Here is a 23181-nt window from a genome sequence, read left to right as displayed (position 1 = left end):
GCATGATTCGTGTACAGGAAACTCATACTAATTATAAATATTTCTTGTTAAGGAGGGTGGAAGATGAGCGAGATCGTTTATATAAGGATGCGGCAAAAAATAAACGGATATCGTCATCAGGTAATTTACTTATCTGATATAGCGCTCATTTCTGCTAACAAGCGGTTAACTGAAAAGTTAAACCGTGTGGTGATTCACACTGTTTCAAAACAAGATAAGAATATAGTCATTATTGATGTGTTTCGAGTCATCTATCAATTAAGTCAAACATTTAAAGATGCTGAGTTTCAGCCTTTGGGGCCAAATCAAACGATTGTTATGATCCCATCTAAGAAAAAGAAACCTGCTCTTTTATACGTCGTTTTAATTTGGCTATTGTTATTCATTGGTGCTGGTATGGCAATAATGAATTTCCATTTTGACGTAAGTATGGAGGAAGTACATCAACATCTGCACTTTCTGCTTACGGGTGACAAAGTGAAACACCCGCTATGGCTACAAATTCCATACTCTGTTGGATTAGGTGTAGGAATGATACTGTTCTTTAACCATTTGTTTAAGAAGCGGATTAATGAAGAGCCAAGTCCTCTTGAAATAGAGATGCACAAATACCAGCAGGATCTTGATCAGTATGTAGCTTATCACGAAAACCAAATTAATCAGGATTACAAAAATCATGACTCAACTGATTGAACTATTTATTGGATTAGCTGGAGGGCTTGCGGTAGGAGCAGGATTTGTTGCTTTCTTAACGGTACTTGGTATAATTCCGCGTTTAATTCAGTTAAGTAAGAGTGCTGTATTTACGAAGTGGTATGAAGCAAGTGTTGTACTTGGGGTTTTAACAGGAACGTTTTTATCTTTTAATGATATCCCTTTTAGTTTTCCTGATTTGTTGAGTTCTGTGTGGGGATTGTTCCATGGAGTATTTATAGGAATGTTAGCAGCTGCATTAACAGAAGTGTTGAATGTTTTTCCAATCCTGGCTAGGCGTATAGGGTTAGAGCGGAGTCTTTTATGGTTTTTAATGGCAATTGTATTAGGGAAAATAACGGGATCACTGTTTCAGTGGACGATTTTCGTTAAATAATTGAGGTGACGTTAATGAGTAAAAAGTTTAATCAGCAGCAGTATAATAATACGATCAAAGAATACCAACCTAAGCCGGCTTTGTTAGGGAATTGTTTGAAAGCCTTTTTAGTAGGTGGACTTATTTGTACCTTCGGTCAGGTTCTGACAGAACTCTATATGAATTTTATGGACATGAGTGAGAAGGAAGCTGGAAATTACACGGTGACTACTTTAATCTTAATCGCTTCCTTGTTAACTGGATTTGGCGTTTATGATAAGATCGGTCAGTTTGCTGGTGCAGGATCAGCAGTTCCCGTTACAGGGTTCGCTAATTCAATTACAAGTGCTGCTCTTGAGCATAAAAGTGAAGGAATTGTTCTGGGAGTGGCAACAAATATGTTTAAATTAGCTGGTTCGGTCATCGTTTTTGGGGTTGTGGCAGCTTATGTAGTAGGTATTATCCGATATGTCATCAAGCTAATTCTATAGGAGGTGGTCTTCATGCGGAAACAAGGAAAGCAATCATGGGTTTATGAAAACCCCATTTATATTAATGCTACAGGTACAGCGGTAGGTCCGAGGGAAGCGAAAGGACCCCTTGCCGGAACGTTTGATAAGAGCTTTGAAAACCTTCACTGTGATGAAGGTAATTGGGAGTTAGCTGAACGTAAGTTAATGGAAACGGCGGTGCAGTCATGTATAGAAAAAGGAGACATCACCAAAGAACAAGTCGACCTCTTCTTGGCAGGCGATCTATTAAATCAAAATGTGACCTCTAATTATTTAGCCAGATCTCTATCTATCCCTTTCCTTTGTATGTTTGGAGCTTGTTCAACTTCGATGGAGACATTAGCGGTAGGTAGTGCACTTGTGGACGGAGGATTTGCTAATCATGTTGTAGCTGCTGTGAGCAGTCATAATGCTACAGCTGAAAGGCAGTTTCGCTATCCGACTGAATATGGAGGGCAAAAGCCAAAGACAGCTACTTCCACCGTAACAGGAGCAGGTGCGGCATTAATAAGTAAGAAAAAATCAAGTATAAGAGTTGAAGCAGCGACGATTGGTAAAGTAATGGATTACGGTGCAAAGGATCCGTTCGATATGGGATCAGCTATGGCTCCTGCTGCTTATGACACAATCAAGACACACTTAGAAGATATGGGGAGGTTGCCATCTGATTACGATCTAATTGCAACTGGCGACCTTTCAGGTGTAGGAAGTCCAATTGTCAAAGATATGTTAAAAGAAGATGGGTACAATGTGGACCAAATGCACAATGATTGCGGATTGATGATTTATAACAGCGATCAAGAAGTTTTTGCGGGCGGAAGTGGCTGTGCTTGTTCAGCTGTCGTAACATATGGCCATTTAATTCAAGCCCTGGAAAAAGGGAAATACCAGCGAATATTAGTTGTAGCTACAGGCGCTCTAATGAGTCCGACAATGGTTCAGCAAAAGGAATCTATCCCAACTATTGCGCACGGAGTTGTATTAATGAGAGAGGAGGGTCAATAATGGATTATGTTTGGGCGTTTGTGGTAGGTGGTGCCATTTGTGTTATCGGGCAAATTCTACTTGATGTATTTAAGTTGACCCCCGCTCATGTAATGGCGTCTTTCGTTGTTTCAGGTGCTGTACTTGATGGGTTTAATATCTACGACAAGTTAATTGAGTTTGCTGGTGCGGGTGCTACTGTTCCGATTACAAGTTTTGGCCATTCTTTACTACATGGCGCCATGGAGCAAGCGGACAAGAACGGACTTCTTGGTATCGGAATAGGGATCTTTCATTTAACATCTGTTGGTATTGCTTCTGCCATTTTATTTGGCTTTTTAGTGGCTCTCATATTCAAACCGAAAGGATAGATGTATATGCTTTCCAAAAAAGTTATTGTCATCACAGATGGAGACGAGTATGCCAGGAAAGCCATTGATTACCTTGCGGGAGAGGTTGGGGGCACTTCTCTTGCCCAATATTCAGCAAATCCAACTACTGCTTCGTCTAAAGAAATTATAGAAGCGGTATATAGAGCTAAAGAAGAGCCTGTTTATGTTTTGTTAGATGATGCAGGTATTCAAGGTGTTGGGCCAGGGGAACGAGTGTTACTCGATCTTGCAACAGAATCATCTATTACAATTATAGGAGCAATTGCAGTGGCCTCTCATACCCGTTTCAGGGAATGGTCTAGATTTTCTTTTGCCATTGATCGTAAAGGCGAGATCATAGCCCAGGGTGTTGATAAAGAAGGCGAGAGGGAAATGGAGATCGGACGGATTAGCGGTGATACTGTTTATTCCCTTGATGAGCTAGACATCCCTACCGTAGTTGCAATTGGTGATATCGGGAAAATGTATGGTCAAGATGATTTAAAAAAAGGAGCGCCAATAACAAGAAAAGCAATTGAACTGATTTTGGAAAGGGCTGATGAAAATGAAAAAAGGGAGTAGTCAACCGATCTCTTCCAAAATACAAGAAAATGAGCAGTTTCTTAAAGATCGCGTTGGTGTTGGGGTCTCATTTGATTTGGGCTTTAGAAAAATTAAAGTGTTTGAAAAAGACATTGATATTTATTACTTAACGGGTATGTGTGATACCCAATATATTATTGAATTAATGAAGAAATTAGTAGAGATTAACGATGTTGAGAGGCATAATAAGTCTAAATTATTTTCGATTGTAGAAAATCGTTTAGTTCATCAACAAGTATCAAAGGTTAAAGATTTAGGGGAAGCTTCGACTCAGCTCCTCTCAGGTTTAATCATCGTATTTGTTGAGGGCTATAACGAAGCCTTTATTGTAGATGTGCGGATGTATCCAGGAAGGTCACCTAGTGAACCGGATACAGAAAAAGTTGTACGCGGCTCTCGTGATGGCTACACAGAAAATATTATCGAAAATACTTCTTTAACAAGAAGGCGAGTTAGGGATGAGAGACTTCGCCATGAAATCTTTCAAGTAGGTGAACGTTCTAAAACAGATATTTGTCTTTCCTATCTACAAGATGTAGCGGATCCAGATTTAATTAATCTTATTAAAGAAGAAATAAAGAATATCGATACAGATGGATTATCTATGGCTGACAAAACGGTAGAGGAATTTCTCGTTAGTCAAGGGAAGAATCCTTTTCCTCTTGTAAGATACACAGAGAGGCCTGATGTAGCTTCTGCTCATTTATTTGAAGGTCATGTATTAATTATGGTGGACACCTCCCCGAGTATGATCATTACTCCGACTACATTTTTCCACCACGTGCAACACGCGGAAGAATACCGTCAGGCTCCGATGGTTGGTTCTTTTGTTCGATGGGTTCGATACTTAGGTATTTTCATGTCTGTATTCTTATTACCGTTTTGGCTCTTAATGGTTAATGATCCAACATTGTTACCTCAATCATTAAAATTCATCGGCCCTCACGATGAGAGCAACATACCTGTATTCGCACAGTTAATAATTGCGGATATAGGGATTGAGTTTCTGAGGATAGCAGCCATCCATACTCCGACCCCTCTATCAACCGCAATGGGTCTAATTGCTGCCGTGTTAATTGGGCAGATTGCAATTGACGTGGGATTATTTATACCTGAGGTCATCTTGTATGTGGCCATGAGTGCTATAGGGTCATTTGCAACACCTAGTTATGAACTGAGTGTTGCCAATAAAATTAGCCGGCTTACATTGTTGTTAATTACTGCAATGTTTGGAATAAAAGGATTTGTGATTGGATTTACGCTATACATTCTGTTGCTTACGCGTACAAATTCTTTAAATACACCATATTTGTGGCCTTTCCTACCATTCAATTTTGGTGCTCTAATGCAAATTGTTTTCCGTGTTGCAGTGCCACTATCAAAGAATAGACCAAGCATTGTGAAACCTCAAAATCACCAACGCCAATAACATTTGTTTATTGAATAACACCTAGTGGTGTGGTAAATTTATTTTAATATTCTAATGAATGAAAGAAGGCAGTCTATTCTGTCTTCTTTTTAATGGTCTTGGGTAGAATGGGAGTGAAAAAGAATGGTACACGGTATGAACGGCAAGGGGCATTTGAAATTAGGTGGGGTAGACGCAGTTGAGCTTGCTTCAACATATGGTACACCTCTCTTTGTATATGATGTAAGTAAAATTAAGGAGAATGCTCGTAACTTTGTGGGAACGTTTAAAGATTTAGGGGTAGAAGCGCAAGTCGCATACGCATCAAAAGCATTTTCTTCTATAGCAATGCTCCAGGTAGCGAAAGATGAAGGTCTAAGTCTTGATGTAGTTTCTCAAGGAGAGTTGCACACAGCACTTGAAGCTGAATTTCCTCCTGAGCGTATACATTTACACGGAAACAATAAAAGCATTCCTGAATTAGAAATGGCGATTGAACACCAAATAGGCTGTGTAGTCTTAGATAACTTTTGGGAAATGGAATTGCTGCAAGGTCTATTGGCTGAAAGAGATGCATCTATCGATGTCTTATTACGGGTCACCCCGGGTATTGAGGCTCATACACATGATTATATTTTGACAGGACAGGAAGATTCAAAGTTTGGTTTTGATCTATGGAATGGACAAGCTGAAGAAGCTGTTAAATACCTACTTCAAGATCAGCATCATATGGACTTAAAAGGTTTGCATTGTCATATTGGATCTCAAATTTTTGAGACGGATGGCTTCATCATGGCTATTCGCAAACTTTACGGGGCTTTAGGATCTTGGAAAGAAACATACGGATTTCATCCTGACGTGTTGAATCTTGGGGGTGGATTCGGGATTAAATATACTGAATCAGATGAGCCATTGCCACTTTCTCACTATGTGCATCAGCTAGTGAGAGAAGTGAAAGAACAAGTGGAGCATTATGGGTTTTCTGAGCCTGAGATTTGGATTGAACCTGGCCGTGCTATTGTTGGTGATGCAGGAGTTACTCTATATACGATTGGATCCATTAAAGAGATTCCAAATGTGCGTACATATGTTGCAGTAGATGGCGGTATGACTGATAATTTACGTCCAGCATTATATTCAGCCAAGTATGAAGCTGTAGTTGCTAACAAGCTAAATCAAGAGAAGGTCAAAACCGTTTCAATCGCAGGGAAGTGCTGTGAATCCGGAGATATGTTAATATGGGATATAGATGTTCCGGAAGTGGAGAGTGGAGATCTTTTAGCTACCTTTAGTACAGGGGCTTATGGATATTCTATGAGCAATCATTATAATCGATTTCCGAAATCTGCTGTTGTCTTCGTAGAAAACGGTCATCATCAATTGGTGATCAAGCGGGAATCCTACCAGGAGATGACTCGATTAGATTTACCTTATACTCCACCAGATGGCGTCTAAATAGGAGAACGTATTTACAGGAGGAACTATACATGAATAAAGGTTCAATTACATTCGAAAACGGTGAAGTGATCCATTTTGATCTTTACCCAAATGAAGCGCCAGGTACAGTAGAAAACTTTGCAAAATTAGCGAATGAAGGCTTTTATAATGGCTTAACATTCCACCGTGTCATTCCAGGCTTCGTTGCTCAAGGCGGTTGTCCTAAAGGGAATGGAACAGGGGGCCCGGGCTATACAATTAAATGTGAAACGGAAGGGAATCCACATATTCACCAAGCTGGTTCTTTATCCATGGCTCACGCAGGTAAAGACACTGGTGGAAGCCAGTTCTTCATCGTACACGAAGAGCAGCCACACTTAAATGGGGCACACACGGTATTTGGTCAAGTAACAGATGGCATGGATACCGTTCTACGCATTCATCCAGGTGATGTGATGCAAGAAGTTAAAGTTTGGGAAGACTAATATTTTCTTTAAAGACTGTTCCATTTAAATGGAGCAGTCTTTTTTATATTCCGTATTAACCCCCATATGGGAAATACAAAGTTGAGAGAATGTTTCCGTTAATTATAGTTGAGTCTAAGGTGGGCCTGGAAACCACTCGCTTTCCTGTGGGGAGCTGGTGAGCCTCCTCGCCCGCGGAAAGCGAGTCGTTCCCCGGTCATCCCTAGCTCTCATTATCATAACGGCCCCATTCGCACTAGCGTGTCTCCGCTACGAGCCTTAAACAATCTCGCCCTTCAGAAGAATAAATTGAAAATTCTGGGGGGGAGTTTTTGACTGTAGACTTGCAATATTCGGTGAAGAGGGGGAGAATATGTATAGATTTGGAGAGAAGGAGCCTTTAGATGGTAGTTTTCGTATGGTTTGTTTTCATAGTTGCGCCTTTTTGTTTGCTCTTGCATGAGTTAGGCCATTCCTTATTGGCTCGTACAGCTGGTGCGGACCGTGTTGAGGTTTTTTTAGGAATTGGCCCATCTGTAAAATTTCAAATAAATCCTTCCTTTCGCATACATATTGCTTCGTGGTATTTCTTGGGTGCAATGGCTTCATATGATAAGCGAGAAGGTTTCTCTCCGGGGGATCGAATGGCTATATCGTTAGGTGGCCCATTATTTAGTTTAGGAGGAGCTGTGATTTCTTGGGGGATCTACCTCTATGCTCCTTATCCAATTGTTTCGTTAATGTTGGTTTTTAATTGTTGGTTATTTATCATTAACCTTATTCCATTTAGCGTCAAAGGTAAGCAGTCAGATGGCTACTTGGTTATAAAAGATGCTGCGTGTTTAATTAAGGAGAAGTGATGCTAAACGTTTAAAGGCTTGCATATTTAACGAATGTCGTTATAATAAGGGAGGAGTAAAAGATGAGGAAAAAGAATTGGTCCCTTTTCTTTATTTTGCTCGGTGTGAGTATGACATGGGGCGTCGTATATTGGATCCTTTTTGTGATTAAGTAATGAAGTTTGGCATATGTGACAAACCAAAGATGCTAACTTTAAATAAGTTTTGGTATAAACACTTCAAATAGGAAGCTAAAAATAAATATTATTGTAATCATCTCGTTGTCAATTATCGGCAATTTATTTTCATAATGAGGGGTTAATATGTTAATTCGATATAAGAAAAGCTTTGAAAAAATTGCCATGGGTCTTCTGTCTTTCATGCCCGAGGAAAAAGACGTTAAGAAGTTATTGCAAACAATCAGGGAATACGAAAGTAATGATAACTGGCAATTGTATCTTTGGAAAGAAGAAGATATCCTGGGCGCAATTGGTATACAGTTTGATGATCAATCAAAAGCTATTATTCAGCATTTAACCGTCAATCCATCACATAGAAATTCAGGGATTGGAAAGCGTATGGTAGATGCGGTGAAGCAACAGCTAGGTGAGCGTTATGATGTTTGTTCGAATGAATATACCGAGGCATTTGTAGACCACTGTGGCTCATAAATGTAAGTTATAAAATGAGAAAAGCCAGCTCCTCTGAAAGGAGGAGCTGGCTTTTTTCGTTAGTTAACGATTTTTTTGCCGTTCTACTAATGCATCTTTTCGTTCTTGTATAACATCTGAACGGTCCCGTACAGAATGGCGGTGCACAATAGACACGTCATCTAGATTGCTAGGCGAATTATATGAAATGCCCCACTCTTTGCATCTTAATAAGGCGGCTTCTTTTAGTTCTGCAGACAGAATGGGCAGTTCTATACTTTTGTAAGGTTCGTGCTGTTCGATTCGTTCACGAATTAAATCAATAGTAGATTGTAAAGCCTCAGCGTCTAAACCATACTTACCTAGATTGCTGTAATGGCTTGCTAAAATGGATTTTGCTTTTTTTATGGTTCTTTTAGCTCCAATAAAATTTCCACGCCTATGGTGATACAAGGCAACAGCTAGTTGGATGAGGCCTACCCAAACCGCGTTTTTATCGAGGGGGGTATCTTCTTTCCAGCGCTCTTCAAGAAGTTCATGACATTCAAAATAGTCTCTTGTGCCATGGAAATGAGCTATATAGTCAATGTAGGCTTGGTCAAACAAAGGGCAGCCTCCTTTCAAATTATAATGAACAAGGTAAGTGTATCATATGTGAAAACACAGACGCGAATGCGGTACATAAGTAAAGAGAGAGCTATCTAATTAGCTCTCTCTAGATACTGCTGAATTAGTATAACCAGCTAGCACCAACAATGATCAATAGAATAAACAATACAACGATTAACGCGAAACCGCCACCATAACCATAACTCATATTGAATTCCTCCTTATTTTCTGTTAACGGATAAATGTTTTTTTGATAACATTTATCTTACGGTATACCTTATGAGAAATCACTCCATTGTGTATGGGCGTTTATACCGGTGATGGATATTTTTTTAGAATCCAATTAAATGGATTACTTTTTAATCGTTATAGAGAGGGTTAAAGGATGAATACAAGCTATACGGTTAAAATTGATGCTTTTGAAGGTCCCCTGGATCTATTGCTTCATTTGATTAACCGCTATGAAATTGATATATATGATATTCCCGTAGCTACCATTACAGAGCAATACACCGCCTATATTCATACGATGCAGAAATTAGAACTGGATATAGCGAGCGAATACCTTGTAATGGCAGCTACGCTGTTAGCCATTAAAAGCCAAATGCTCCTTCCGAATCAGGAGCTTGAAGTTGAAGATGAGGAATATGATGAAGAAGACCCTCGTGAAGAACTAATGCGCCGATTAATAGAATATCGTAAGTATAAAGAGGCTGCTGATGAGTTGAAAGAACGGGAAGAAGCTACACAAATTTACACCCGACCTCCTATGAGCATAGAGGGAGAAGAAGAACAACAACAGTCAGTCAGTACCCAGGGCGATGTATCTATTTATGACATGATTGGGGCCATGCAAAAGCTTTTCCAGCGTAAGAAATGGGAACAGCCTCTTGAAACCAGAATACAGCGTCAAGAAATCCCGATCCAAGATCGTATGAATGAAGTTCGAGACGTTATTATTAGTTCTAAGGGTGGGGTGCGTTTCTTTGAAATGTTTCCTTTTCCAACAAGGACTCATATAGTTGTAACCTTTATAGCAATCTTAGAACTTATGAAAAATAAAGAAGTATACTGTGAACAATCAAACCACTTCGATGAACTCGTGCTATACAAGATGGAGGAATAGTGATATATGGAAACGAACGAATTACAAGCGATTGTAGAAGGGTTGCTATTTGCAGCAGGGGATGAAGGCATGACAACGAAACAACTTGCTGAAATTATAGAGGAAGACCCTAAGGCAATTGAGGAGATTTTGCAACAACTTAAAGAAGATTACGACCAGTCATCTAGAGGCATTTCTCTTATGCAATCAAAAGCTTTCTTTCATTTAACTACGAAACCAGAGCACTCCGCTTACTTTCAGCGACTGAAAGATGCTCCACACTCTTCTCGATTATCTCAAGCTGCTTTAGAAGCACTTGCTATTATTGCTTATCAGCAGCCTATTACACGAACGGAAGTTGAAGAAATACGTGGGGTGAAGAGTGAGCGACCCATTCAAACCTTGATTAACCGTTCTTTAATTGAGGAGCGGGGAAGAAAAGAAGGAAGCGGTCGAGCTATTTTATATGGTACAACGACAGATTTCTTAACCTATTTCGGCTTAACTTCTATTGAAGAACTTCCGCCTTTACCAGAAGGTGCTGAGCAGTTGGATATGGAAGATGAAGCAGATTTATTCTTTGAGTCTTTCCAAGAGACATTTGACGATTCATCAGAACCTTCCTAATTACAGGAAGGTTTTTTCAAGGCTCTAAGCTGAGAGAATGTTTCCTTTTACTCGGGTTTAGCGTAAGGTGGTTCGGGAAATCACTCGCTTTCCGCAGCGAGCTGGGGCGTTCCATTTTTCAATCATTCTACAAATCATTGAAAAAAGGACATTGTGGGGAATGTGTCGAATAGGTATGTAACATAGTAAAAGATTTCATAGATGAGTTCTGTGAGCCATGCTATGGGTATTTTAATTCTTTTATGATTGACCTAAATTAAGGAGGTCTTTAAATGAGTAATCAAATGGTTCGTGCCCAGATGGAAGAGGTAAAAGAGATCTTAAAGAAGTCTGTTGCGGATACGAATGACTATTTAAATCAACAATCCATTGGAGCCATGCTTCTTGAAGAGGGGAGCAAGGAACAGGAGTATTATAAGTTATTATTGAAAGCCTTACGTCGCTTAGAGGTGTTTTGTGATGAAGCATATGATGCCGTGCAAATCATCTTACAATCGGAAACATTCCGTAAACCTGCAGCGGAAAGAACGCTTTATGGTATTTATCATCAATGTATTATGGAGTTCTTTTCTCCAAAAGGGGATATATGGTACGAAGATAGCAGGGCAGCTTATACCGGGAAAGATGCCATTAAGTATCATCACGAACCACCACAGTCATTTCGTAAATTAATTGTAGAACTTGAGAAAGCATTCCAACAAATGAGAGAAGAATTGGCTTATTATGAAACGGATTATCATACTAAAATGGTCATGAAAGAAGATCGAAGAAGCTCCTCTTAATAAAGAGGGGCTTTTCACTTTTTTTAGGCAAAGGGCATACGATACGTCGAGGTGATCGGTGTGCAAAATGAAAGAAGACAATACTTACAATCTTTATTAAACTGGGCAAACGAAGTAGAGGGGTCTTTAAAACAAGCGCCTATAGAAAAAGGTAAGCTTGATGAGTGGATGGATGAATTTGATCAATGGAAGAAAATGATTCAAAAAACCATCCGTAAAGATGAAATTACTGCAGGTGATGTCGAAGACGTTGTACGTGAAGGGGAACGTATTATTTATCATTTAGAGGATTATGTGGAAACGAATAGGCAAACTGGACGTGTCCCGATTGGTAAACATAAACTTCCTCCCCTACCTTACCCGTATAATGCTCTAGAACCATATATATCTAAAGAAATCATGCGCCTGCATCATGATGTTCATCATCAAAGCTATGTGGATGGTTTAAATAAAGCCGAAATCGAGCTGGAAAAGCTTAGAAAAAACGGAAAAGACACTTTAATCAAACATTGGTTAAGAGAACAGTCCTTCCATGGTTCAGGGCATTTTTTACACACGATTTTCTGGTTTAATATGTCCCCGGATGGAGGAGGTAAACCAGAAGGGGAATTGTTGAAGCAAATTAATAAAGACTTTGGTAGTTTTAAATCATTTAAGAAACAGTTTACAGATGCAGCTAAATCTGTAGAAGGTGTTGGATGGGCTTTATTAGTCTGGGAAATGCGTTCTGGCAGATTAGCCATTCAAACAGTAGAAAAGCATCAAAATGTTTCACTGTGGGATGTAGTCCCGCTTCTTGCGTTAGATGTATGGGAACATGCTTATTATTTGCAGTACCAAAATAAGCGAGGGGATTATGTTGAGAATTGGTGGAATGTTGTGAACTGGAAAGACGTGACGGCTCGGTTTACATCTGTAAAAGATTTAAAGTGGAGTCTGTATTAATAAACAAAGCCGTGATGACTGTCATCACGGCTTTATTACATTTGGAGTCATAATTGAGATGGTAGAAATGATTCATATGCTTGTCAGCTTCGCATATGTTAATACAAAGTTAATGGAATGGGAGGATTCCCCTTGAAGCTGAAGTGGATCGTTTTAATATGTGTTTGTTTAAGTTTAGTGTTAGCTCCTTTAAAGGTGGATGCTAAACCTTCAGTCTCAGCGCGTAATGCTGTGTTGATGGAGCAAGAAACAGGACGAGTCTTATATGAAAAGCAAGCTCATGAGAAGAGAAATATCGCTAGTATCACAAAGATTATGACTGCGATCATTGCGATTGAATCTGGGATGATGGATGATACAGTTGAAACCTCTAAACGTGCTGTATACACGGAAGGGTCATCAATCTATCTAGAAGAAGGAGAGGAAATGAAGCTAGAAGATCTCGTCTACGGTCTGATGCTTCGCTCCGGGAATGATGCTGCTATGGCAATCGCTGAACACGTTGGAGGAAGTATGGAGGGGTTTGTCCATCTCATGAATCAGAAGGCAGAATGGATTGGCATGAATCATTCACATTTTGCAAACCCTCATGGCCTAGATGCGGATGGTCATTATTCTACCGCATATGATATGGCGCTTCTAACCAGGTACGCTATGGAAAATGACGTGTACAAGAAAATCGCTGGTACTACAACTTATAAGTCTGAGACGAGAACCTATGCTTGGGGTAATAAGAATAAGTTGCTTACCCGGTTATATGACTATAGCACAGGAGGGAAAACGGGGTACACAAAAACAGCGGGGCGTACGCTTGTGTCAACAGCTGAAAAAGATGGAATGAATCTTATAATGGTTACATTGAATGGACCTGATGATTGGAATGATCATATCCACTCGTTTAATTGGGGATTTAAGACTTTCGAAATGAGAGATTTGAGGGAAGAAGGAGAACAATCCCTTGATTCTACGACTGGTTACTTATGGAATACGGTTAAAGCACCTTTAACAGAGGAGGAGTATAAGCAGGTAACGACCAAAACACAAATTCAAAAACCATCAGATTATGAATCTTTCAATTCTATTTTAGGCCAAGCAATATTTGAAGTAGACGGAGAGGTGGTAGCAACAGCTCCTGTTATGGCTGATCCTATGAGAGCAACTCAAACAAAGAGCTTTACTCAGAGTGTTTTCTCTTTATTTAAAGAGATCATAGGGGCGAAATAATGGTTAATCTAATATGGGTTTTTATGGCCGCTGGTGGTATTGTTTTTGCTATGTTTAATGGGACAATGGCGGAAGTAAATGAAGAGCTCTTTCAAACAGCTGATGATGCTGTAATGCTAAGTATTAGTCTGATGAGTGTATTGGTTTTCTGGTTAGGGCTGATGAGAATTGCTGAAAAAGCGGGATTATTAGAGATTTTAGCCCGCTTTTTTCGCCCATTAATTAGGCGGCTTTTCCCGGATATACCTGATGATCATCCGGCAATGGGCTATATTTTATCTAATATTTCAGCAAATTTGTTTGGTCTTGGAAATGCTGCGACGCCTATGGGGATTAAAGCTATGGAAGAAATGAAGAAGTTACAGCCCGATAGTGATGAGGCAAGTCGATCAATGATTACTTTTTTAGCTATCAACACCTCTAGTGTTACTCTGATTCCAACTACCGTCATTGCAATTAGGATGAAATATGAATCCATTGCTCCTACCGAAATCGTAGCTACTACTATTGTTGCTACATTAATTTCAACATTTGGAGCTATTATGGTAGATCGCTTTTTCTACTCGCTGCGTGAGAGGAGGATCAAGTAATGCAATGGTTAACAACGGTCAGTACATGGATGATCCCCTTAATCATTTTACTTGTTCTAGTTGTGGGTACAGTTAAGCAAGTGCCTACCTATGAGACGTTTGTTGAAGGCGGAAAAGAAGGAATTAAAATGGCTGTTAGTTTAATCCCCTTCTTGTTAGGGATGATGGTAGCGATTGCTATATTTAGAGCATCTGGAGCTATGGAAGCGGTTGTCGGGTTATTCTCCCCTTTATTGCAACTTGTTGGTGTTCCATCTGATATTGTTCCTTTAGCGCTAGTCCGCCCCATTTCTGGAACTGCTGCTCTTGGAATGACAACGGAGATTATAGGTACCCATGGTCCTGATTCATTTTTAGGAAGACTTGCGTCTACTATGCAAGGGAGTACGGATACAACACTTTACATTATTACTGTTTATTTTGGTGCTGTCGGTATTAAGAGAATGGGAGATGCGTTGAAAGTTGGACTAATTGCGGATTTTATTGGTATAATTGCCTCTATCATCGTTGTGTCGATTGTATTTGGTTAACAAAAGCGTTAAGATGAAAATGCGTTAACATCTTCATGTTAGCGCATTTGTTATGCATAAACGGTCTACATAATATAGATTGAAAAGGAGTTTGGAAATGGCAGATCATCAGGAAAGATTGCAAAAGGTTATAGCAAAAAGTGGAGTAACGTCTAGAAGAAAAGCAGAAGTTTATATTATCGATGGAAGAGTGAAGGTAAATGGGAAGGTTGTAAATGAACTTGGAACTAAAGTTGGCCCAAATGATACCGTTGAAGTAGATGGGGTACCTCTTGAGAAAGAAGTTCCTGTCTATTACTTGTTGTATAAACCTAGAGGAGTTATTTCGAGTGTTAGTGATGATAAAGACCGAAAAGTTGTGACTGACTTTTTACCAGAAGTTAATGAGCGGGTTTATCCAGTAGGTCGACTTGATTATGATACGTCAGGTTTAATTATCTTAACCAATGATGGATCCTTTGCTCAGTCACTTATGCATCCGAAACACCAAATCGATAAAGTATATGTAGCAAAGATAAAAGGTATACCTACTAAAGAAGAATTGCAAAGCATGAAAAAAGGGATCAAATCAGATGGTGAACATTTGAAAGCTATTCATACAAAAATGTTGTCTAGTGACCGTAAGAAGAATACATCCATTATTCAAATGGTGCTACATGAAGGGAAGAACCGACAAATACGCCGCATGTTTGATGCATTAGGTTATCCAGTAGACAAGTTAAAGCGCGAGCGCTATGGTTTCTTATCGACTGAAGGTCTTCAACCAGGGGAATGTCGTGAGTTGACTCCACATGAAGTGAAATTACTGAAAAAGGCATCTGAATAAAATTGTAACTAAATTTTCAAAGTTTACCACTATGTAAAATGGTATAATGTGCGGGAGGAGTGACAAACATGGCGAATAAGAAAAAGAAAAGGCTTATTTTTCGGAGTGTAGTTTTAGCTATTTTAGCAGTTGCCGTTGGTTTTGCGCTCTATTCCTCCTTTACAGATGACGAGAAGGCTGTTTTAAAAGAAGGGGACACGGCCCCTAATTTTAAATTGAAAACGGTTAATCATGAACAAGATACTCTTGCCTTATCAGACTTTGAAGGTAAGGGTGTTATGGTGAACTTTTGGGCTACATACTGTGAACCTTGTAAAGATGAAATGCCTTATATGGAAGAGTTATATAAGAAATACAAGGATAAAGACGTAGAAATTCTGGCCGTCAATCTCGACCAGAGTGAACTTGTCGTTACTCGTTTTCTAAAAGAATATGGCATATCATTCCCAATTGTTCATGATCAAAAAGGCCAAGTCATGGGGGAGTATGGGGTAGGTTACCTACCGGCTAGTTATTTTATTAACCCAGACGGTACAATTGAAAAGAAAATCATTGGACCATTAACGCTTGATCGTCTGGAAGGATATTTACAAGACATCATACCTGAGTCTTAAACGAGCCAAGGGATAGAGAGGTTTTTACATGAACAAAATTAAATGTGAGTGCGGGCATATTAATCCGGAGGGCACCGTTCTTTGTGAAGCTTGTGGGAAACCGGTTGAAGAGAATCAGCATATTGATGGGAATAATAAAAGCAAACTTTTGAATATGCGATACGATGGAAGTGCGAGACGTTCAAAAACGTACAATAAAACAATTGTTGATAAAATTTGGAATTTCTTTTCTTCTGTAAAGGTGGGGGTTTGGCTAATTGCTATTACGTTGATCGCCTCCTCATTAGGGACGATCTTCCCGCAGGAAATGAATAACCAATCACCTTTACCTGCTGAACAATATTATGAAGAGAACTATGGAATGGCAGGACAAATTTATTATCAACTTGGTTTCCATGATTTATATGGTTCTTGGTGGTATATGATTTTAATTGCTTCAATTGGAGTATCTTTGGTTATAGCTAGTATTGACCGTGTTGTTCCTTTATATCGGTCACTAAAGAAACAAAAACCAAAGCGTCATGAGACTTTCTTAAAAAGACAGCGTCTATTTGGCCAAGCCGAATATGCTTCAGATCAAGATTATCATACCGTTATTGAGCAATTAAAAGAACGTCGATATAAAGTAACTCAAGAGAATGGTCATGTTCTTGCGGAGAAAGGTCGTTTCTCGCGTTGGGGTCCTTACGTAAATCACATAGGGTTAATTATCTTCCTCTTAGGTGCTTTAATGCGATTTGTTCCATCTATGTATGTGGATGCCAACGTATGGGTACGTGAAGGCGAAACCAAAATGCTCGAGGGAACTGAAGGAGAATATTACATTAAGAATGAAGATTTCATTGTAGAAATGTATGATGAAAATGATGAACGGTTTAAAGAATCAATTGAGAAGCAAGGCGGTTCTGTACCTAAAAACTATCAAACGAATGCGGTTCTTTATCAAAGAACAGATGAATCTCTTCCGGGTGTAGATCCTGAACTTGAGCAAGTAAAAGAAGGGGAAATTCGTGTAAATGAACCTTTGAAAATAGATGGTTTCGCTATTTATCAGACAACCTATCAGCTAAATGAATTTAAGACGATGACATTTAAGCTTCATGAAAAAAACGATGCAGATGAAAAAGCGATCGGTGAGTTTACAGTTGATTTAGTTGATCCGAAATCAGAATATACATTAGATAATGGATACCGAGTTGAGCTTTATGACTACTACCCTGAATTCGAAATGAAAGACGGGGTTCCAAGCTCTTACTCCAAATACCCGAAAGATCCTGCCTTCGTGTTCCATGTCTATCCACCAGGACAAGTTGAGCCAGAGGTGAACTTCTTAGCGATTGGCTCTAATTTAGATCCTAACGGGGATAATCAATATAAGATTGGTATTACCGATTTAGAAATGCGAGATGTGACAGGATTAACCATTCGCAAAGACTATACGCTTCCATTGTTAGGTATTGGTGGCGCCATCTTTATGATTGGGGTCATACAGGGGATGTATTGGAATCACAGACGCATATGGATTCAACCTAAAGAGCAAGGATTTTGGGTTGCAGGTCATACAAATAAAAACTGGTTTGGTCTTAAGAAAGACTTAGAGAAAGTGTTAGAAGGAACTAGTGTGGAACCACCAGAAGACCAACAGGAGTTAAAAGAGTAAAACCCTAAATCGTTTGAAGGGTAAGGAGGAATAAAGTTGGAATTAAGCACAATTAGTAGTAATTTACTCTATGCATCCTTCTTTCTTTATTTGATCGCTACTTTCTTTTTCGGAGGTACGATACGGGAGAAGGATGCTCAACAGAAAGAGTCTAAGGCTGGTAAGATTGGTATTACAATCACCATTATTGGTTTTGTAGCGCAAGTAGGCTACTTCATAACTCGTTGGATTGCTAGCCAGCATGCCCCTCTAAGTAATTTATTTGAATATACGACTTTCTTTGGAATGATGCTTGTACTTGCTTTTATCGTTATGTATTTTATATACCGATTAAATGTGCTGGGCCTTTTTGTATTACCGACCGCTTTATTAATTATTGCCTATGCGAGTATGTTTCCTAGTGAAATCTCACCATTAATTCCAGCGCTAAATACACATTGGCTATACATTCATGTGTCTACTGTTTCTCTAGGTCAAGCAATACTAGCAGTAAGCTTTGGGGCTGGACTTTTATACTTAATTAAAACAATTGATCAAACTGAGAGAACAAAAAAAACCTCATGGTTAGAGTTTATTATTTATACTCTTTTTGCAGTCATTGGATTTATTGTAATTACAAGCGGATTCCGCTTAGGTGGCTATGAAGTTACGTTTGAAGTTCCTGCTGAAGGAGAGGCAGTGGAGGTAAGTACAGTCGATTATACGTTGCTTCCCATTGTTGGACCTACAGATGGAACGCTGCAAACTCAAGGTGCAAGTGGACCATTGATAGAAGCTCCTTCTTGGATGCAAGGAGAAAAGGCAGCAAGAAAGTTAAATACAATGATTTGGTCCCTTCTAGTAGGTCTTGTCTTATACGTAATGACTCGTCTTATATTAAGAAAACGAGTTGCTGCAGCGATACAACCCAAGTTGGCACGCGTGAAACCTTCCTTAGTAGATGAAGTATCTTATCGTGCAGTAGCAATCGGATTCCCGGTCTTTACCCTTGGTGGGCTAATTTTTGCAATGATTTGGGCACAAATAGCATGGAACCGTTTCTGGGGTTGGGACCCGAAAGAAGTTTGGGCTCTCATTACTTGGTTGTTCTATGCGGTTTTCCTACACTTGCGATTAGGTGCAGGGTGGCATGGGGAAAAGTCTGCATGGCTTGCCGTCATTGGATTTGCCATTATCATGTTTAACTTAATAGCTGTTAACCTAGTGTTAGCAGGACTACATTCATACGCGTAATTTGTTACAAAGGCTGCTAATCTTTAGATTTGTAGCCTTTGTTTTAAAAAAGAAGGGAGATAGAAGTATGGACCAGGGTGGAAAGATTTTAGTAGTAGATGATGAAGAACGTATTCGTCGGTTAATCCGCATGTATTTAGAGAGAGAAGATTACGAAGTTGTAGAAGCCGAAGATGGGGAAGAGGCTCTAGAGCTTGCTATTGGTGAGGATTTTGACCTTATACTTCTAGATTTAATGATGCCCGGAAAAGATGGTATTGAAGTGTGTCAGGATATACGTGAGAAAAAAGCAACACCCATCATCATGTTGACGGCCAAAGGGGAAGAATCGAATCGTGTTCAAGGTTTTGAAGCAGGGACAGATGATTATATCGTAAAACCCTTTAGTCCAAGAGAAGTAGTGCTTCGGGTTAAAGCTTTACTAAGGCGCTCCTCTTCCACTAAATTCTTGCAAACTGAAACAGGAGCAAGAGATGTGTTGGTGTTTGATCATTTAACCATTGATAATGATGCGCATAGGGTGAAAGCTGATGGTAAGGATGTTAGCTTAACACCTAAAGAGTATGAACTTCTTCTTTTCCTTGCACAAGCTCCTGATAAAGTCTTTGACCGTGAGCAACTTTTAAAGGAAGTTTGGCAGTACGAATTCTTTGGTGACTTGCGTACAGTCGATACTCATGTAAAGCGTCTCCGCGAGAAACTAAGTAAAGTATCGAAAGACGCTGCCAAAATGATCGTAACAGTGTGGGGCGTAGGATATAAATTTGAGGTAGTTGGTGACTAATGTTCTGGCGAAGCGTAGTAGGTAAGTTGTGGTTTACCATACTACTATTAGTATCATTCGTATTATTTATATTAACGGTATTATTACTCGAATTCTTTGAAAGTTACCATATCTATCAAGCTGAGAAGGAATTGATGCAAACAGCTGAAAAGGTGGAAGGTATTCTTGATGAGTACGAAGAGCGTCCATTGGCCCTTTCGATTGCTGAGAAAATTATTGATCCGTCAAGCAGGATTGTAGTTGCGTTTGGTGAAGAGGATCATTGGATTTCACCCACTTATAAAGAGGATGTACCCGTTGTCCCTATGGAGTGGTTGTATCAAGATGATTCATTATCGACCGTATTTAATTCAAAACAAACGGTGATGAAAGAAGATATCATTCCTGAAACGGATACACATATCATGATTGTGGGCATCCCTCTTTCCGAGAGTGGTTCTGGCATCTTCGTTTACCAATCCCTCGCCTTTGTTGAACAAACAACTTCACAAACGACGAGAATCATTTTCTTAGGGGCAGGAATAGCGATTATTCTAACAACGATTTTTGCATTCTTCTTATCGACACGGATTACGTCCCCTCTTATTAAAATGAGAGAAGGGGCATTTGAGTTAGCACGAGGTGAATTTAATACAAAGGTTCCTATCTTAACCCATGATGAAATTGGAGAACTGGCAATGGCCTTTAATCGTATGGGAAGGCAGTTGAAGTTTCATATAAACGCACTAAACCAGGAGAAGGAGCAGTTATCAGGGATTCTTCGTTCTATGGCCGATGGTGTTATTACACTAAACCGAAAAGGTCATATGTTAGTAACGAATCCTCCTGCGGATCAATTCATTGATGCTTGGTTCTATGAACATGAAAATGGACTTCCGAATCACGACCTTTTACCAGGTGAACTACAGGATATGCTTCAAGAAGTTATTACGCAAGAGAAAGAAATTATGACAGAGCTAGTGGTTCAAGGGCGAAGTTTTGTAGTCATCATGACTCCTCTGTATGATAAAACATATGTTAGAGGGGCAGTTGCTGTTATTAGGGATATGACAGAAGAACGAAGATTGGACAAACTTCGTAAAGACTTTATTGCTAATGTTTCTCATGAACTGAGAACGCCGATTTCTATGTTGCAAGGATATAGTGAAGCTATTGTGGATGATATAGCTGAATCCAAAGAAGACAAAAATGAATTAGCTAAAATTATATATGACGAGTCCCTCAGGATCGGAAGACTTGTAAATGAATTATTAGATCTTGCACGTATGGAAGCAGGCCACATACAACTAAATCGGGAGTTAGTTGATATCCATGATTATATTGAACGGATTGTGAAAAAATTCTCAGGGTTAGCTAACGAAAAGAATATCTCCATTCATGTTGAAGTGGATGAAGGCCTGCAACAAGTGTATTTTGATTACGACCGTATTGAACAGGTACTAACGAACTTACTTGATAATGCTATTCGACATACAGAACAAAATAAACAAGTTTTTGTAAATGTAGTAAGAGAAGAAGAGGACGTTCAATTTTCTATTCATGACCAAGGTATTGGGATAGCGGATGAAGATTTACCGTTCGTGTTCGAGCGTTTCTATAAGGCAGATAAGTCACGTAAGAGAAGTGAAGGTGGTAAGTCAGGGACTGGGTTAGGCCTTGCTATTGCTAAAAATATCGTAGAAGCTCACAGAGGCTCCATCTCTGTTCATAGTAAGCAAGGGGAAGGAACAACTTTCCTATTCAAGCTTCCAAACGATCTCGAATCATGAAGAACAATCTTGTTTCCTATGAAACGATCTACGTTGAAATGCTTCCTTTTCTAATTTAACTATGCTACGATACAAACATAATATAATTTCATATTTAACTATGGTGTTCTCTTATGAGAACTGAATAGGGAATCTGGTTGAAGTCCAGAACTGTCCTCGCAACTGTACGTGTGGACGAAAGGGAAATGCCACTTTATATATATAAGGGAAGGCTCTCGAGTAGATCGATACACAAGTCAGTAGACCTGCCATGGTTAACCGTTTCAAAGCTTCGAGGATTGAGCGTTTGAGAGACCTATCTTGTCATTGTTATACGAGATCCGTCATGCTCAAAGACTCTTCCATTAAAAGGAAGAGTCTTTTTTCGTAACAAAAGGTCTGTCTTCGTTCCATCTCTTCGTGTCGCAAAGAAACAAGTACATATTTATGGAGAGGTTGGATGAGATGAAACAAATGATGAAAATGCTACTAGCTGCTTTATTCGTATTAGGAGGACTTACTGCTTGTGGTCAGTCAACAGAGGATGCAAATAGTGGAGAGGGTAGTCAATCTACACAAGAAGAGCAGCAAGAACAACGTGTACAAGTGGAAATTACAAAGAATAACGGAGAAGAAGCTGTAGCTGAAAAAGAAATTGAAATTGAAGCAGGAACAACGGTAATGGAAGTAATGAAAGCAAATTTCGATATAGAGACAGGCAGCAACGATGGTTTCATCACTTCGATCGAAGGTGTAGCCCCTAAAAATGGCGAACAGAAAGCATGGTTTTATTCCGTTAATGGAGAAGAAGCTATGGTTGGTGCTAAGGAGTATACATTGGAACCTGGAGACAGGGTGACATTTGACTTTCACAGTTGGGAGTAATACTGATGAACTTATATAAATTAACATTGATCTCATTGCTCGCTGCACTTGCCACAGTTGGAAGGTTCTTGTTTAGTTTCTATCCAAACGTTCAACCAGTCACAGCGATTATTATTATTTGTGGAATTTGGTTGGGGCCCTTGTACTCTGTGGTGCTCGCTGTTGTGACCACCGTTTTATCTAATCTGTTGTTAGGTATGGGAATATGGACATTGCCTCAAATAGTAAGCTGGTCCTTAATCGGTTTACTTGCCGGTTGGTTAGGAAAGTATAGGCATGTAATTCCTACGTATATATATGCTGCATTTGCAGGTGTCAGTGGCTATTTCTTTGGATTTATGATGGCTGTTACATACGGTCAAGTAGGGAACCATTTCTTTGCATATTGGCTAAGCAGTCTCCCATTTGACACGTATCATGCTGTTGGTAATGTTGTATTCATGATCGTATTATATCCAGTATTGTCTCGTTTGTTTAAACAATATGAGAATAAAAACATACAGTCTTTTAAACAACCCAATCAGTCATTGAACTGATTGGGTTGTTTTATAGTTGATTGAATGAGATTTTCACAAGATAAGGGCAGCATTGTTTGAGACTTGAAACTGAGACACTAGGATAATATTGCAGCCGTTACCTTATGAGGACTAGGGCTTGCTGTGGGATAACTCGCTTTCCTGCG

General features: G+C 39.4%; 28 protein-coding genes and 1 riboswitch. Of the genes, 26 read left to right on the top strand and 2 right to left on the bottom strand.

Annotated elements, in window-relative coordinates:
* Positions 1-63 precede the first annotated feature (63 nt).
* From N780_RS02435 to N780_RS02385, 11 genes are all read left to right on the top strand, one after another.
* A complete protein-coding gene (locus N780_RS02435; RefSeq protein WP_036779563.1) occupies positions 64-693 on the top strand; it encodes a stage V sporulation protein AA in 630 nt (209 codons plus the stop codon).
* Positions 674-1090, top strand: coding sequence for a stage V sporulation protein AB (locus tag N780_RS02430; protein WP_036779560.1), 417 nt, complete (start codon positions 674-676; stop codon positions 1088-1090). Before N780_RS02435 ends, N780_RS02430 begins: the two co-directional genes overlap by 20 nt.
* 14 nt (positions 1091-1104) lie before the next feature.
* Positions 1105-1560: a stage V sporulation protein AC gene (gene spoVAC / locus N780_RS02425; RefSeq protein WP_036779558.1), complete on the top strand. Its 456-nt coding sequence runs from the start codon at positions 1105-1107 to the stop codon at positions 1558-1560.
* 12 nt (positions 1561-1572) lie between these two features.
* Positions 1573-2586 carry a stage V sporulation protein AD gene (gene spoVAD / locus N780_RS02420; protein ID WP_036779555.1) on the top strand — a complete coding sequence of 338 codons (1014 nt, stop codon included), beginning with the start codon at positions 1573-1575 and terminating at the stop codon, positions 2584-2586.
* Positions 2586-2936, top strand: coding sequence for a stage V sporulation protein AE (gene spoVAE, locus N780_RS02415; RefSeq protein WP_036779553.1), 351 nt, complete (start codon positions 2586-2588; stop codon positions 2934-2936). Before spoVAD ends, spoVAE begins: the two co-directional genes overlap by 1 nt.
* 6 nt (positions 2937-2942) lie before the next feature.
* Positions 2943-3518 (top strand): stage V sporulation protein SpoVABEA, encoded by a 576-nt coding sequence (gene spoVAEA, locus N780_RS02410; RefSeq protein WP_036779550.1) that lies wholly within the window; start codon positions 2943-2945, stop codon positions 3516-3518.
* Positions 3502-4968: a spore germination protein gene (locus N780_RS02405; RefSeq protein ID WP_036779840.1), complete on the top strand. Its 1467-nt coding sequence runs from the start codon at positions 3502-3504 to the stop codon at positions 4966-4968. Before spoVAEA ends, N780_RS02405 begins: the two co-directional genes overlap by 17 nt.
* Positions 4969-5091: 123 nt before the next feature.
* Positions 5092-6402: a diaminopimelate decarboxylase gene (lysA, locus tag N780_RS02400; protein ID WP_036779548.1), complete on the top strand. Its 1311-nt coding sequence runs from the start codon at positions 5092-5094 to the stop codon at positions 6400-6402.
* A gap of 32 nt (positions 6403-6434) precedes the next feature.
* The gene (locus tag N780_RS02395) at positions 6435-6869 is read left to right on the top strand and encodes a peptidylprolyl isomerase (protein WP_036779546.1); all 435 of its coding nucleotides are present in this window, start codon (positions 6435-6437) and stop codon (positions 6867-6869) included.
* Between the two features lie 383 nt (positions 6870-7252).
* Positions 7253-7708: a M50 family metallopeptidase gene (locus N780_RS02390; protein ID WP_036779543.1), complete on the top strand. Its 456-nt coding sequence runs from the start codon at positions 7253-7255 to the stop codon at positions 7706-7708.
* A gap of 302 nt (positions 7709-8010) precedes the next feature.
* Positions 8011-8358, top strand: coding sequence for a GNAT family N-acetyltransferase (locus N780_RS02385; RefSeq protein WP_036779541.1), 348 nt, complete (start codon positions 8011-8013; stop codon positions 8356-8358).
* 63 nt (positions 8359-8421) lie between these two features.
* On the opposite strand, the gene N780_RS02380 is transcribed toward N780_RS02385, so the two are convergent.
* Complete coding sequence (locus N780_RS02380; RefSeq protein ID WP_036779538.1) at positions 8422-8943, bottom strand: DUF309 domain-containing protein; 522 nt, start codon at positions 8941-8943, stop codon at positions 8422-8424.
* Between the two features lie 124 nt (positions 8944-9067).
* Positions 9068-9154 (bottom strand): YjcZ family sporulation protein, encoded by an 87-nt coding sequence (locus N780_RS02375; protein WP_036779535.1) that lies wholly within the window; start codon positions 9152-9154, stop codon positions 9068-9070.
* A 177-nt stretch (positions 9155-9331) separates the two neighbouring features.
* On the opposite strand from N780_RS02375, the gene N780_RS02370 reads away from it, so the two are divergent.
* From N780_RS02370 to N780_RS02300, 15 genes are all read left to right on the top strand, one after another.
* Positions 9332-10072 (top strand): segregation/condensation protein A, encoded by a 741-nt coding sequence (locus N780_RS02370; protein WP_036779533.1) that lies wholly within the window; start codon positions 9332-9334, stop codon positions 10070-10072.
* A gap of 6 nt (positions 10073-10078) precedes the next feature.
* The gene (scpB, locus tag N780_RS02365) at positions 10079-10678 is read left to right on the top strand and encodes an SMC-Scp complex subunit ScpB (protein WP_036779530.1); all 600 of its coding nucleotides are present in this window, start codon (positions 10079-10081) and stop codon (positions 10676-10678) included.
* 272 nt (positions 10679-10950) lie between these two features.
* Positions 10951-11460, top strand: a complete 510-nt coding sequence (locus N780_RS02360) for a DUF3907 family protein (protein WP_036779527.1) — start codon at positions 10951-10953, stop codon at positions 11458-11460.
* A gap of 60 nt (positions 11461-11520) precedes the next feature.
* Positions 11521-12405: a superoxide dismutase gene (locus N780_RS02355; RefSeq protein ID WP_036779525.1), complete on the top strand. Its 885-nt coding sequence runs from the start codon at positions 11521-11523 to the stop codon at positions 12403-12405.
* Between the two features lie 132 nt (positions 12406-12537).
* On the top strand, positions 12538-13629 hold the full coding sequence (locus tag N780_RS02350; protein ID WP_269746684.1) for a D-alanyl-D-alanine carboxypeptidase family protein: 1092 nt from the start codon (positions 12538-12540) through the stop codon (positions 13627-13629).
* Entirely contained in the window at positions 13629-14219 is a 591-nt protein-coding gene (locus N780_RS02345) for a nucleoside recognition domain-containing protein (RefSeq protein ID WP_036779521.1), read from the top strand. Before N780_RS02350 ends, N780_RS02345 begins: the two co-directional genes overlap by 1 nt.
* A complete protein-coding gene (locus tag N780_RS02340; protein ID WP_036779518.1) occupies positions 14219-14749 on the top strand; it encodes a spore maturation protein in 531 nt (176 codons plus the stop codon). Before N780_RS02345 ends, N780_RS02340 begins: the two co-directional genes overlap by 1 nt.
* A gap of 97 nt (positions 14750-14846) precedes the next feature.
* On the top strand, positions 14847-15575 hold the full coding sequence (locus tag N780_RS02335) for a pseudouridine synthase (protein WP_036779515.1): 729 nt from the start codon (positions 14847-14849) through the stop codon (positions 15573-15575).
* Positions 15576-15643: 68 nt separating this feature from the next.
* Entirely contained in the window at positions 15644-16189 is a 546-nt protein-coding gene (resA, locus tag N780_RS02330) for a thiol-disulfide oxidoreductase ResA (RefSeq protein ID WP_036779513.1), read from the top strand.
* Positions 16190-16217: 28 nt separating this feature from the next.
* Entirely contained in the window at positions 16218-17849 is a 1632-nt protein-coding gene (resB, locus tag N780_RS02325) for a cytochrome c biogenesis protein ResB (protein ID WP_036779512.1), read from the top strand.
* Positions 17850-17885: 36 nt separating this feature from the next.
* Entirely contained in the window at positions 17886-19082 is a 1197-nt protein-coding gene (ccsB, locus tag N780_RS02320) for a c-type cytochrome biogenesis protein CcsB (RefSeq protein WP_036779510.1), read from the top strand.
* 67 nt (positions 19083-19149) lie between these two features.
* The gene (locus tag N780_RS02315) at positions 19150-19866 is read left to right on the top strand and encodes a response regulator transcription factor (protein ID WP_036779509.1); all 717 of its coding nucleotides are present in this window, start codon (positions 19150-19152) and stop codon (positions 19864-19866) included.
* Entirely contained in the window at positions 19866-21635 is a 1770-nt protein-coding gene (locus N780_RS02310; protein WP_036779507.1) for an ATP-binding protein, read from the top strand. Before N780_RS02315 ends, N780_RS02310 begins: the two co-directional genes overlap by 1 nt.
* 84 nt (positions 21636-21719) lie before the next feature.
* A riboswitch (cobalamin riboswitch) is annotated at positions 21720-21902 on the top strand.
* 177 nt (positions 21903-22079) lie between these two features.
* Positions 22080-22499: a DUF4430 domain-containing protein gene (locus N780_RS02305; RefSeq protein WP_036779506.1), complete on the top strand. Its 420-nt coding sequence runs from the start codon at positions 22080-22082 to the stop codon at positions 22497-22499.
* A 5-nt stretch (positions 22500-22504) separates the two neighbouring features.
* Positions 22505-23035 carry an ECF transporter S component gene (locus N780_RS02300; protein ID WP_036779504.1) on the top strand — a complete coding sequence of 177 codons (531 nt, stop codon included), beginning with the start codon at positions 22505-22507 and terminating at the stop codon, positions 23033-23035.
* The last annotated feature ends 146 nt before the right edge of the window (positions 23036-23181 follow it).

It is taken from the genome of Pontibacillus chungwhensis BH030062 (assembly GCF_000770675.1).
Lineage (GTDB): Bacteria > Bacillota > Bacilli > Bacillales > BH030062 > Pontibacillus > Pontibacillus chungwhensis.
Note: the sequence above shows the minus strand (reverse complement) of the source record. Positions and strands in the feature narration are given on the sequence as shown.